The sequence below is a fragment of the Streptococcus pseudopneumoniae genome (assembly GCF_001070815.1).
GTDB lineage: Bacteria > Bacillota > Bacilli > Lactobacillales > Streptococcaceae > Streptococcus > Streptococcus pseudopneumoniae_P.
Genome location: NZ_JVLX01000059.1, coordinates 1 through 12,127, shown reverse-complemented (window position 1 = coordinate 12,127; position 12,127 = coordinate 1). Strand labels below are relative to the sequence as shown.

The 12,127-nt window shown below is 37.0% G+C and carries 13 protein-coding genes; 7 read left to right on the top strand and 6 right to left on the bottom strand.

Annotated elements, in window-relative coordinates:
- Nucleotides 1-133 precede the first annotated feature (133 nt).
- Genes ADG81_RS07355 through ADG81_RS07335 form a run of 5 tightly spaced genes read right to left on the bottom strand, consistent with a single transcriptional unit; the run spans nt 134 to nt 3,624 of the window.
- On the bottom strand, nt 134-1,267 hold the full coding sequence (locus tag ADG81_RS07355) for a tyrosine-type recombinase/integrase (protein WP_009732034.1): 1,134 nt from the start codon (nt 1,265-1,267) through the stop codon (nt 134-136).
- A 3-nt stretch (nt 1,268-1,270) separates the two neighbouring features.
- A complete protein-coding gene (locus ADG81_RS07350; RefSeq protein ID WP_000598356.1) occupies nt 1,271-1,465 on the bottom strand; it encodes a DUF3173 domain-containing protein in 195 nt (64 codons plus the stop codon).
- A 59-nt stretch (nt 1,466-1,524) separates the two neighbouring features.
- Complete coding sequence (locus ADG81_RS07345; protein ID WP_001096843.1) at nt 1,525-1,911, bottom strand: hypothetical protein; 387 nt, start codon at nt 1,909-1,911, stop codon at nt 1,525-1,527.
- Nucleotides 1,912-1,913: 2 nt separating this feature from the next.
- The gene (locus ADG81_RS07340; protein ID WP_049551357.1) at nt 1,914-3,110 is read right to left on the bottom strand and encodes a replication initiation factor domain-containing protein; all 1,197 of its coding nucleotides are present in this window, start codon (nt 3,108-3,110) and stop codon (nt 1,914-1,916) included.
- Nucleotides 3,111-3,150: 40 nt separating this feature from the next.
- On the bottom strand, nt 3,151-3,624 hold the full coding sequence (locus tag ADG81_RS07335) for a hypothetical protein (protein WP_049502267.1): 474 nt from the start codon (nt 3,622-3,624) through the stop codon (nt 3,151-3,153).
- Between the two features lie 319 nt (nt 3,625-3,943).
- Here ADG81_RS07335 and ADG81_RS07330 point away from each other — a divergent pair, with 319 nt between their 5' ends.
- On the top strand, nt 3,944-4,390 hold the full coding sequence (locus ADG81_RS07330; protein WP_000287814.1) for a helix-turn-helix transcriptional regulator: 447 nt from the start codon (nt 3,944-3,946) through the stop codon (nt 4,388-4,390).
- 163 nt (nt 4,391-4,553) lie between these two features.
- Here ADG81_RS07330 and ADG81_RS07325 read toward each other — a convergent pair whose 3' ends face one another.
- Nucleotides 4,554-4,880 (bottom strand): DMT family transporter, encoded by a 327-nt coding sequence (locus ADG81_RS07325; RefSeq protein WP_009732038.1) that lies wholly within the window; start codon nt 4,878-4,880, stop codon nt 4,554-4,556.
- A gap of 172 nt (nt 4,881-5,052) precedes the next feature.
- Between ADG81_RS07325 and ADG81_RS07320 the strand changes: the two genes are divergently transcribed.
- From ADG81_RS07320 to ADG81_RS07295, 6 genes are all read left to right on the top strand, one after another.
- Entirely contained in the window at nt 5,053-5,451 is a 399-nt protein-coding gene (locus tag ADG81_RS07320) for a hypothetical protein (RefSeq protein ID WP_009732039.1), read from the top strand.
- Nucleotides 5,452-5,764: 313 nt separating this feature from the next.
- Nucleotides 5,765-7,042, top strand: a complete 1,278-nt coding sequence (locus tag ADG81_RS07315) for a glutamyl-tRNA synthetase (protein WP_049551356.1) — start codon at nt 5,765-5,767, stop codon at nt 7,040-7,042.
- A 75-nt stretch (nt 7,043-7,117) separates the two neighbouring features.
- On the top strand, nt 7,118-8,602 hold the full coding sequence (gene thrC, locus ADG81_RS07310; protein WP_049551355.1) for a threonine synthase: 1,485 nt from the start codon (nt 7,118-7,120) through the stop codon (nt 8,600-8,602).
- Nucleotides 8,603-8,662: 60 nt separating this feature from the next.
- Nucleotides 8,663-9,943, top strand: a complete 1,281-nt coding sequence (locus ADG81_RS07305) for an MATE family efflux transporter (protein WP_049551354.1) — start codon at nt 8,663-8,665, stop codon at nt 9,941-9,943.
- A gap of 3 nt (nt 9,944-9,946) precedes the next feature.
- Entirely contained in the window at nt 9,947-10,573 is a 627-nt protein-coding gene (locus tag ADG81_RS07300) for an HAD family hydrolase (protein WP_049551353.1), read from the top strand.
- Between the two features lie 159 nt (nt 10,574-10,732).
- Nucleotides 10,733-11,938 (top strand): LysM peptidoglycan-binding domain-containing protein, encoded by a 1,206-nt coding sequence (locus ADG81_RS07295; protein ID WP_049551352.1) that lies wholly within the window; start codon nt 10,733-10,735, stop codon nt 11,936-11,938.
- The last annotated feature ends 189 nt before the right edge of the window (nt 11,939-12,127 follow it).

Below are 12,127 nucleotides of genomic sequence, written 5' to 3'. Positions count from 1 at the left end.
AAATCCAGTGTCCGCAAGGACGTGCCGGTTCGACCCCGGCCGCCGGTATAGTATTAAAGACAAGGTTTTCGGACCTTGTCTTTTTCTTTTATTTGTTGAATTTGTAACGCTGAGTTACTTAAAATTACTAGTTTTATAACAAATCATCTAATTTATCCGCTAATTTTTGTTGCTTGCTTGGATACAAATGAGAGTATGTATCTATTGTTGTAGTTATAGAAGCATGTCCTAATCTTTCTTTTACGACAAGATAATCTTCTCCTTGGTTTATTAGTAGGGAAGCATGTGAATGCCTGAAGTCATGAATTCTTATTTTTTTTAAAGAACTATCTCTTTGTAATATTTTTTTATATTGTTTTTCGATTGAATCCTTAGTTATCGTAATCGGGCTATTTTGAAATATCTGTAGATCATCTAGGTTGGTTGTAAATTCTTTTAATCTTTCATGCTGTGTTTGCCTCCATTCTTCTAGTGTCTCCACTAGTTTGGTGTTCATGATGATTCTTCGGGTTCCAGCTTTTGTCTTTGTACTACTAATGTGTTCTTCACCTTTTTTAACGTATATTGATTTACTTACATGGATTGTATTTGTAGAAAACTCTATGTCCTTCCACGTTAGAGCAAGAGCTTCTCCGAGTCTTAGACCAGTAAAAAATAGAACTGTGAATAGTAATTTTATATTGTATTCATCGTTGCTAAATAGTGTTAAGAAATGCTTAAATTCTTTTACTGTCCAGAAATTTAATTTTACTTTTTCTATGGGTAATTTTTTCAGTAATCCTACGGGATGTTCCTTGTAAAATCCCTTTCTTAATCCAACATCCAGAATTTTCTTTAGTAAAATTATAATTTTATTAATAGTGTTTGGACTTAGCTTCTTTTCTGAGTTTTGAGTATTTTTATCTCTTAGATGTTCTCTGAATTGATAGATATCTTCATAAGTTAATTTAGCTACATCATCAACTTTTTCAAAATAGTTTTTTATATGCCTGTTATAGTTGTTTTCTTGTGTATCTATATAGCTTTGTTTTCTGTTGTTTATTCTATCCTCTTCTTTTAAGAGATCATAAAGGATATCAATTGATATTTTTGAGTTGAAACTTTTTTCTTTAAGTTCGACACTTCGTAAGTATTGTTCGGCCTCCAATGCTTCTTTTTTAGTTTTGAATCCTTTTCTTACAATTCTACGTTGTTTTAGAGATATTGGATTTATACCATTGGAAACATCAACAATCCAAGTTCCGTCTCTACTTTTACGTAAAGCCATAAGCTACGCTTCTTTCTGGAGTTCAATTCCTAATAGTTCTTCTGCGACACTGGCTGGAATTGTACCAATCCTTTTGTTATCGTAGATGTTAAAACCACGATTCACTAATAGTAATTTGCCGGTATGGATAATCTTTCTTGCAGTTCCTGGAGCAAATCCAAGTTCGATAAGGTCATCTTTTGTTACAGTTTTAATCATGTGATCTCCTTTTCTAATTAGATTAACTAAGGGGAGGATTAACTCCCCTTGTATTTTACTTATTTTTGTTTTACATCTACTAAATGGATAGCATCAGCCTTGTAATACATTGTCGTGCTAATCATAGTAGCTTGTAAATTGTCAAATGTAACTGGTACTTCATCCATTGCTTGGATATAGTCATTATCAACCAAGGCATCTGGATTGTCTACTGAGACTTGGGTTGATTTCTTTTTGAATTGTCCATCCTTGATTGTTACATTGTATTTCCAACCAATGATTTTATCGGTATTAAAACGTCTTTCGCTACCATCTCGGTTTTTGATAATTTCTCCGTTTGCATCTGCTCGGACTTCCGTTTCAAATTTTGGAATGACTTCATCCAATTCAAATTTTGTTCCAATGTTATTAAAATTCCAGTCATTTTGTGAAAGCATTTTTGCCATAGTTAATTTCTCCTTTTAATATTTTCTTTGATTGTAGGGATCAAATCCTCTCGTTTAAAGAGTATTGCTCTTTCTATTAATCCACTTGCTAAATCTGGTGGATATTCCATATTGTTGAGTGCGAGATAGTTAGCTTTCTCATACTCATGCAGTAAGTTATTGTCGTATAGAAATTTATACGCTTTTAGAATAGCTCCTGAACCTTTATAGGTAAACCATTCTAATTTTTGTTCTAGTTCTGTTTTTGATTTTGAAATAATGATAGAGACGGGTTTTGAATGGCCTAAAAACTTTTCCCAAGATCTCAAAGGTTTTGAGAAATAGCTATCACTATAGAACCTCACTTTTTCTTTGAGATATCCCTTGGTAAAGTTGAGAAGATCTATTTCTGAATGCAACCATTCTTGAATGAAGTAGCGAGCTTTTTCTTTCCTAAGTTCTAACTCAGTTCTTATCCAATTTTCTATATACCGCTTGCTGATACCGAGCTTCTCAGCTCGTTCTAAGCGTTTATCGTAAATTCTAAGTCTTTCGTCATCATTGGGTTTTCTCAAATATAAGGTCTGGCCGATTGTTTCATCTCCGTAGGTATTGTAGTAGGTGCTTTTTCCATATATAAAGCGTTTCTTCTGACAAATCTTTAGAAGCTGATTAGGAGTGAAATAGGGTGTTTCATTAAAATCATCTATTGCAATATCAATTCGTCTTACTGAAAAATGATTGTAATTGTAGTAGAGGTTGTTCAAAAACTGTCTTTCGGACAGACTATTTGGATCTAATACCATATCTCTATAGAACTCGAGTGCCTGTCCTGACATGACAAGCATGTAGGACGACTCTTTCGCTCCATAGTAGATACGGATATTCCCATAATGAAGCTGGCTATCATAGTTATAGTATTTAAGGCTCCCTTTATTCTCAATAAATAGGTCATAGTCAAGAAATAGAATGTCTTCGATTATTTCTCTTGGCGAAAATTCAGTCTTATCAAACTGAATTTGAATCCAGTCAAATACAGAACGTAAATGTTCATTTTTTGCCATAGATTTTGATTCAACTTTTTGCTTAATTTTGCCACCCTTAAAATCTCCGAAACCCTTGGAAATACTGAATTCTTTCGATGGTACACCTAACTTGCAGAGGGTGGTGTTACTACACACCCTATCGGTCAAAAATGGTCCGTCCGCATCTACGCTCATTTTCGGCTTTCTGCCTCATGGCTCAGCCGAAAACTCGCTATTAGCCGAACCTATTTTTTGATCTCTTGTTAACAAACCCTAGTAAGCCGGTTTGCATCGACTCTTCAATATCTTGGATTTTCTTTTTTAGGTTGGAATTCTCAATTTTTATCAGTCGTATTTCTCGTTTAAATTCCTGTTTCAAGGCGCTCAGTTCATCGTAGAGCTCATCTATTACTTGGTTTAGGGATTCTTGCTCATTATCTGCTAGACTCCCAAATACGGCTTGTATAGCCTCTTTGAGACCTATTTCAAGTTTTAGGTTAGCTAACTTTTGAAATTGTCTAAGGTCTTCGTCTGTAAAGTCATAGGCAACTGTATAACTTAATTGATGAGTTCTTGGATTTCTACTGATAGGAATTTTAATTTTCTTAAATTCCTTGCCACTTATCTCTCTAATCAGTTGAATCCAATTTTTAAGAGTAGAGGTAGAGTTTAGGCCAGAAATTTGATTGACTAACTCTTTATTGGTCATCTTTTTGTGAAACCTCCGAAATTTTCTTGTGCAACTGAAGAGTTTTCTGTGGTATAATTGTTACATAATATGTTTTGATCTTGGAACGAACGGCACATTTGTTTCAAGATTTTTTATTTTGTCGAATCCTACCTCCTTTATTAAAATTTTTTAAATCGACTACTAGTTACATACGCTTTTACCTCCTTTTATGCTATAATATTCTCAATGGAATATTCAATCTCAAAATAAATATTCCTTATGGAATAATTCTATTTTATACCGTTTAGAATATTTTGTCAAGCTAAAATATACGAATAAGAATATCTATAGGAGAATTATGTATACAGAGGATTATAAATTTTCAGAGAGGTTAAAAACTCTCAGAAAATCAAAAAAGTTAACTCAAGTACAAATATCGGAATTAATTGGAGTTCAACAAGGGACATATTCTCGGTGGGAGAATGGAACGTTAGAACCAGGATTAGAATTCGTTGTGAAATTAGCAAATATCTTTGGGACTACTACAGATTATTTGCTGGGACAAAAACCTTATTCAATTATCAGTAGTTTACCTCTAGAACAATTAGATCTTACCAATATTGCAAACTTTTCAAAGGATGAGTTTGATATTTTGAAACATTCAATAGCAGTTTCGGTGGCAAGAAATAAAATAAAGGCAACAGAACTAAAAGATAGAGTTATAGAAAAAAATCAGTTGTCAGAAAAAGATGCAGAACTTTTGAATAAGATTTTTGAAGAAGTTAAAACTTATTGGGAAAATTAGGAGGACGCTAGTCTTCAAAATTCCCTCCCAAAATGTGTCCAAAATATTGACAGAATTCTAGCTTTTCATTATAGTTCTTATGGAACTTTTTTTCTACAACAAAATAGGCTCCATAATATCCATAGGGGATTTACCCACTACAAATAGTATAGAGCCGGTTTTATTAATGTCCTGCATTTCCTAATAAGTTAACCATGACAACACCAATGATAATCAAAATTAAACCGATAATGCTATAAACATTTAGTGTTTCTTTGAAAATCATTACTGCGATAGAGGCTGTCAAAACTAAACCGACAGCTGACCATGTTGCATAAGCTATTCCTAAAGGAATTTTTTGCATTGCTAGTGAGAGGAAATAGAAACAAACGCCATAGCTAAGTAGGGCAGAAACGGTTGGAATAGGCTTTGTAAAACCGTCTGATAATTTCAAAAGGTTAGTTCCCAATATCTCTCCTACAATGGCGATAAAAAGATAAAAGTATGACATGTCTTTAACCTCCTATATGTCATGTTTTTGCTCTAAGAGCTATTATAGCTATCCGTTTTTTATAAATCTTGGCACAAGTCATGAGAATTTGTAGTAAAACTGTGGCAGACACTTTTTCAGAACCAATAGCTGATAAGTTTATTATATCATAAGATAAATTTTAAAAAAAGTCTTGATTTATTTCAATGTCTTGCGTGGTCTCGATTTTACTGGTAAAATTACTTTTAAGAACTTTAAAAAAGAGGTTTCTATATTTGACAAAACAATGACTTGTTGTCCCGAATGTGGGCATCCTTTGGAGAAAAAATTTTTAAAAGATGAGGGAGATATTCCTTATTGTTCACAATGTGCGAGTTTTCGTTTTCCAGTCTTTAATACAGCAATTAGTGCGATTTTATTTAATGAAAAACATGATAAGATTCTCTTGATTAAGCAATATGACATGGCTGAGCATATTTTGCTAGCTGGTTATGTGTCTAATGATATTCACAACCAATTTCTACAATCATTAAAGGCAATTAATTTAGCCTCTCTTATTACGGATATGGGTAATAAAATTGCACAAAACTAGTCCAAAACTCTTTTTAATAAGGAGTATACTTTCTAGCATTTTATAGTTACTAAAAAGTATCTAAACTTTGGAAGTGATACTAAGTTTTAAAAAATATTATGGAAAAAAAGCTTATAAAATCAATATTTCTGAGATTTAAAACTAATAATATTAGACTCAAAATCCAGTGTCCGCAAGGACGTGCCGGTTCGACCCCGGCCGCCGGTATAGTATAGCGTTAGGAACGTAGTTAATCTTCGTTCCTTTTTTATATTATTTTTGTTATAATAATAGTTATTCAAATGTTATTTAGATTATGAAAGTGTAGGGAAGTATGTCTCGTTCTATCGATTTATTAAAACATCGGTATTTGAAAAATATTAAAGAAAATCCTGAATTGTTTATCGGGATTGAGCTGGAATATCCCGTTGTAAACTTGGAAGGGGATGCTACAGATATTGAACTTATCAAGTACTTATTCCGATATTTAGTTTCTTATTTTGATTTAACTGTAGAAAAGGTTGATGATTTTGGAAACCCTATTCAGTTAGTAGATCCGATAAGTCAGGATGCTATTTTATTTGAAGTTTCTTATACAACGATTGAGTTTGCATTTGGTAAGGCTGAAACGATACAAGAGGTTGAAGAACGTTTTAGTATTTATATGGAAGCAATCCAGAAGAAGTTAGCTGAATCAAATCATGCTATTGTTGGCTGTGGTATTCATCCCAACTGGGATAAAAATGAGAATTGTCCAGTGGCTTATCCACGCTATCAGATGTTGATGGACTATTTGAGTTTGAGCAGAAATGTGACTAAATCAGACTTGCATCATTTCCCTGACTATGGTGCTTTTATCTGTGGGAGTCAGGTACAGTTGGATGTTTCAAAGTCTAACTATTTACGAGTGATTAATGCTTTTACCCAAATTGAAGGGGCTAAGGCTTATTTATTTGCAAATTCTGAGTTTACAGGTGCTGATTGGGATACAAAAATCTCAAGAGATATTTTCTGGGAAGAATCTATGCATGGTATCTATCCAGAGAATGTTGGTGTCAATGCTAGACTCTTTAAAGATGAGGATGATTTTTTTGATTATCTAGATCATTCTGCAATTTTTACTGCAGAACGTGATGGGCAGACCTATTATTTTTATCCTATTCAGGTAAGGGACTATTTAGCTACGCCTGAAATCCAGGCATTTGCTCTTAATGGGGATGAGGTTATTATTTCTCCCCAAGAGAAGGATTTTGAAACTCATCGTAGTTATCAGTATCAAGACTTAACGACTCGAGGAACGGTTGAGTTTCGTAGTGTGTGTACTCAGCCTCTTGATAGGACTTTTACTTCAGCAGCTTTTCACTTGGGATTATTAGTTCATTTAGACAAGTTAGAAGCTTACTTAGAAACAGCACCTTTCTTTAAAGTATTTGGTAGAAATTACAAGTTTTTAAGACGACAATTTTCTAAGAAAAAGCTTACAGATCAGGAAGAAGTTGCGATTAGAGAGTTTTCAAAAGACTTACTTCTGTTAGCTGAGGAAGGACTGAAGATGAGAAATAAGCAAGAAACAATCTATTTACAGTCTTTGAAAGAAGAATTGGGCCTATAATTTCTCTTATAAAGGGAGAATTTTCTGAAAAATCATGATATAATGGAAGGGACTATAGATAAAGGATAGAGAGTAATGACATTAGTTTATCAATCAACGCGTGATGCCAACAATACAGTAACTGCCAGCCAAGCAATTTTGCAAGGTTTGGCGACGGACGGTGGTTTGTTTACCCCGCTTACTTATCCAAAGGTAGATTTGGATTTTGACAAATTGAAAGTTGCTTCTTATCAGGAAGTTGCTAAGCTTGTTTTGTCAGCATTTTTAGATGACTTTACAGCTGAAGAGTTGGACTACTGTATCAACAATGCCTACGATAGCAAGTTTGATACTCCAGCTATCGCACCATTAGTGAAATTAGACGGGCAATATAACTTGGAACTTTTCCATGGTTCAACAATTGCTTTTAAGGATATGGCCTTGTCTATTTTGCCATACTTTATGACAACAGCTGCTAAGAAGCATGGTTTGGAGAACAAGATTGTCATCTTAACAGCGACATCTGGTGATACTGGAAAAGCTGCTATGGCAGGATTTGCCGATGTTCCAGGTACTGAAATTATCGTCTTTTATCCAAAGGATGGTGTCAGCAAGGTACAAGAGCTGCAAATGACTACTCAGACTGGCGACAATACTCATGTTATTGCCATTGACGGTAACTTTGACGATGCGCAAACCAACGTGAAACATATGTTTAACGATCTAGCCCTTCGTGAAAAATTAGCTGCCAACAAGTTGCAATTTTCATCAGCTAACTCTATGAATATTGGTCGTTTGGTACCACAGATTGTTTATTATGTTTATGCCTACGCTCAGTTGGTTAAGACTGGTGAGATTGTGGCTGGTGAAAAGGTCAACTTCACAGTACCAACAGGAAACTTTGGAAATATCTTGGCTGCCTTTTATGCTAAGCAAATTGGTTTGCCAGTTGGCAAATTAATCTGTGCTTCAAATGACAACAATGTTTTGACAGACTTCTTCAAGACACGTGTTTACGACAAGAAACGTGAGTTTAAAGTCACAACTAGTCCATCTATGGATATCTTGGTATCTTCAAACTTGGAGCGCTTGATTTTCCATCTTTTAGGTAATGATGCGGTTAAGACAGCTGAACTCATGAATGCCTTGAATACACAAGGACAATATGAATTGACTGATTTTGATGCTGAGATTCTGGAGCTCTTTGCGGCTGAATATGCGACTGAGGAAGAAACTTCGGCAGAAATCAAACGTGTTTATCAAACAGATGCCTACATTGAGGATCCACATACGGCGGTTGCCTCGGCAGTTTATAAGAAATACCAAGCGGCTACTGGCGATGTGACTAAGACAGTGATTGCTTCAACAGCGAGTCCATACAAGTTCCCAGTGGTTGCAGTAGAAGCTGTAACAGGTAAAGTAGGCTTGACTGACTTTGAAGCCTTGGCTCAATTACATGATATTTCAGGAGTTGCAGTGCCACCAGCAGTTGACGGGCTTGAAACAGCTCCTGTTCGTCACAAGACAACAGTGGCAGCTGCTGATATGCAAGCAGCGGTTGAGGCTTATCTAGGACTTTAAGACAGAGGGAGTAAACTCGGTTGGGAAACCAACTGAGTTTCTTTTCATCAGGAGGAAGGATTGTTTAAGAAAAATAAAGACATTCTTAATATTGCCTTGCCAGCTATGGGCGAAAATTTTTTGCAGATGCTCATGGGGATGGTGGATAGTTACTTAGTAGCCCACTTGGGCTTGATAGCTATTTCGGGTGTATCAGTAGCTGGCAATATTATCACGATTTATCAGGCGATTTTCATCGCTCTGGGAGCTGCTATTTCCAGTGTTATTTCAAAAAATTTGGGGCAGAAGGATCAATCTATGCTAGCCTATCATGTGACTGAGGCATTGAAGATTACCTTATTATTAAGTTTCCTTTTAGGAGCTTTATCCATCTTAGCTGGGAAAGAGATGATAGGACTTTTGGGGACGGAGAGAGATGTAGCTGAGAGTGGTGGACTCTACCTATCTTTGGTAGGCGGATCGATTGTTCTCTTAGGTTTAATGACTAGTCTGGGAGCCTTGATTCGTGCAACGCATGATCCACGTCTGCCTCTCTATGTTAGTTTTTTATCCAATGCCTTGAATATTCTTTTTTCAAGTCTAGCTATTTTTGTTCTTGATATGGGGATAGCGGGTGTTGCTTGGGGGACAATTCTGTCTCGTTTGGTAGGTCTTGTGATTTTATGGTCGCAATTAAAGTTGCCTTTTGAGAAACCGACTTTTGGTTTAGATAAGGAACTATTGACCTTAGCTTTGCCAGCAGCTGGAGAGCGGCTCATGATGCGGGCTGGAGATGTCGTGATCATTGCCTTGGTCGTTTCTTTTGGAACGGAGGCAGTGGCGGGAAATGCGGTCGGAGAAGTCTTGACCCAGTTTAACTACATGCCTGCTTTTGGCGTCGCTACGGCAACGGTCATGCTGATAGCTCGAGCAGTTGGAGAGGATAATTGGAATAGAGTAGATCAGTTGAGTAAACAAGCCTTTTGGCTTTCTCTGGTCCTCATGTTGCCCTTGACCTTTAGTATCTATGTCTTAGGTATACCACTGACTCATCTCTATACGGCTGATTCTCTAGCGGTGGAGGCTAGTGTGCTAGTGACACTTTTTTCACTACTTGGTACTCCTATGACGATAGGAACAGTCATCTATACAGCAGTCTGGCAGGGTTTGGGCAATGCTCGGCTTCCCTTTTATGCGACAAGTATAGGAATGTGGTGTATCCGCATTGGAACAGGATATCTGATGGGGATTGTGCTTGGTTGGGGCTTGCCTGGTATTTGGGCCGGAACCCTTTTGGATAATGGTTTTCGTTGGTTATTTCTACGTTACCGTTACCAGCGTTATATGAGCTTGAAAGGATAGGAAATGCAAAAACCAGCTTTTATTTGGGATTTAGACGGGACTTTATTGGACTCTTACGAAGCAATTTTGTCAGGGATTGAGGAGACTTTTGGTCAGTTTGCTATTCCTTATGATAAGGAGAAGGTGAGAGAGTTTATTCTCAAGTATTCTGTTCAGGATTTGCTTGTGCAGGTGGCAGAAGAGAGAAAACTGGATTTGAAAGTGCTAAATCAGGTGCGTGCACAGAGTCTGGCTGAGAAGAATGCTCAGGTAGTTTTGATGCCAGGTGCGCGTGAGGTGTTGAATTGGGCGGACGAATCAAGAATTCAGCAGTTTGTTTACACTCATAAGGGAGACAATGCTCGTACCATTCTCAGAGACTTGGGTTTGGAATCTTATTTTACAGAGACTTTAACCAGTCAGAGTGGCTTTGCGCGTAAACCTAGTTCAGAAGCGGCTACCTATCTGTTAGACAAGTATCAGTTGGATTCTGAGGAGACCTACTATATAGGGGATCGGACTCTGGATGTGGAATTTGCCCAGAATAGTGGGATTCAAAGTATCAACTTTTTAGAGTCGACTTATGAAGGAAATCACAGGATTCAAGAGTTAGCAGATATTCCTTATATTTTTGGGGATTGGGAACGATAAGATTGTGTCAGTTTTGTGACAGAGACCTAACAAACTATTTCAAGTAACCAAGTTTGTTACAAGGAATGGACAGTTCTGTTAAATAGGCCCGAGAGGGCTTTTTTTCTGCATTTTTTGTGTTATGATAGACAGGTACTCATTTGAAAGGAATTTGAAAGAATGAAGAAAAGAATATTATTAGCCTCAACAGTAGCCTTGTCATTTGCCCCAGTATTGGCAACTCAAGCAGAAGAAGTTCTTTGGACTGCCCGTAGTGTTGAGCAAATCCAAAACGATTTGACTAAAAAGGACAACAAAACAAGTTATACAGTTCAGTATGGTGATACTTTGAGCACCATTGCAGAAGCCTTGGGTGTAGATGTCACAGTCCTTGCGAATTTGAATAAAATCACGAATATGGACTTGATTTACCCAGAAACTGTTTTGACAACGACTGTTAATGAAGCAGAAGAAGTAACAGAAGTTGAAATCCAAACTCCTCAAGCAGATTCTAGTGAAGAAGTTACAACTGCGACAGCAGATTTGACAACCAATCAAGTGACCGTTGATAATCAAACTGTTCAGGATGCAGATCTTTCTCAACCAATTGCAGAAGCTCCAAAAGCGGTAGAAGTTCCAAGAACAAAAGAAGTAGCATCAAAATCAGAAGTTGCAGAGACAGTGACTGCTGCAGAAGACGTGGCATCATCTATAAACACTTCTACTTCAACGGAGCAAACAGCCGAAACAATCAGTCCGGTTGAAGAGGCAGCTCCTCAGGTAACGACTCTAGCTGATAAAGAGGAAACTCAAGCAAACCCACAAGCTGCTTCAACAGTGGAAGCAACTACAATACCAGTAGAAGAAAAAGCACCTGAAACAACTGCAACAAGTTCAGAAGAAGCAAAAGAAGTAGCATCATCAAGTGAAGCTACAGCAGCAGTTTCTACTTATCAACCAGAAGAGGCGAAAACAGTTTCAACAACTTACGCGGCTCCAGCTGCGCCCGATTATGCTGGACTTGCGGTAGCGAAATCTGAAAATGCAGGCCTTCAACCACAAACAGCGGCCTTTAAAGAAGAAATTGCTAACTTGTTTGGCATCACATCCTTTAGTGGTTACCGTCCAGGAGACAGTGGAGATCACGGAAAAGGTTTGGCTATCGACTTTATGGTACCAGAAAGCTCAGAATTAGGGGATAAGATTGCGGAATACGCTATTCAAAACATGGCCAGCCGTGGAATTAGTTACATTATTTGGAAACAACGTTTCTATGCTCCATTCGATAGCAAATATGGGCCAGCTAATACTTGGAACCCAATGCCAGACCGTGGTAGCGTGACAGAAAATCACTATGATCACGTTCACGTTTCAATGAATGGATAAACCAGACTTGGTAATATCATTTTGACGAATGAGATCTAGCTTTCATGATTGGAAGTAAGTCTCGTTCGTTTTTCTTTGTCATACTCTTCTAAAATCTCTTCAAACCACGTCAGCTTTATCTGCAACCTCAAAGCGGTGCTTTGAGCAACCTGCGGCTAGCTTCCTAGTTTGCTCTTTGATTTTCATTGA

What these genes read in the sequence shown, in the direction of transcription:
- ADG81_RS07355 (WP_009732034.1), bottom strand. Translation starts at nt 1,267, where the DNA reads ATGGCTTTACGTAAAAGTAGAGACGGAACTTGGATTGTTGATGTTTCC.
- ADG81_RS07350 (WP_000598356.1), bottom strand. Translation starts at nt 1,465, where the DNA reads ATGATTAAAACTGTAACAAAAGATGACCTTATCGAACTTGGATTTGCT.
- ADG81_RS07345 (WP_001096843.1), bottom strand. Translation starts at nt 1,911, where the DNA reads ATGGCAAAAATGCTTTCACAAAATGACTGGAATTTTAATAACATTGGA.
- ADG81_RS07340 (WP_049551357.1), bottom strand. Translation starts at nt 3,110, where the DNA reads ATGAGCGTAGATGCGGACGGACCATTTTTGACCGATAGGGTGTGTAGT.
- ADG81_RS07335 (WP_049502267.1), bottom strand. Translation starts at nt 3,624, where the DNA reads ATGACCAATAAAGAGTTAGTCAATCAAATTTCTGGCCTAAACTCTACC.
- ADG81_RS07330 (WP_000287814.1), top strand. Translation starts at nt 3,944, where the DNA reads ATGTATACAGAGGATTATAAATTTTCAGAGAGGTTAAAAACTCTCAGA.
- ADG81_RS07325 (WP_009732038.1), bottom strand. Translation starts at nt 4,880, where the DNA reads ATGTCATACTTTTATCTTTTTATCGCCATTGTAGGAGAGATATTGGGA.
- ADG81_RS07315 (WP_049551356.1), top strand. Translation starts at nt 5,765, where the DNA reads ATGTCTCGTTCTATCGATTTATTAAAACATCGGTATTTGAAAAATATT.
- thrC (WP_049551355.1), top strand. Translation starts at nt 7,118, where the DNA reads ATGACATTAGTTTATCAATCAACGCGTGATGCCAACAATACAGTAACT.
- ADG81_RS07300 (WP_049551353.1), top strand. Translation starts at nt 9,947, where the DNA reads ATGCAAAAACCAGCTTTTATTTGGGATTTAGACGGGACTTTATTGGAC.
- ADG81_RS07295 (WP_049551352.1), top strand. Translation starts at nt 10,733, where the DNA reads ATGAAGAAAAGAATATTATTAGCCTCAACAGTAGCCTTGTCATTTGCC.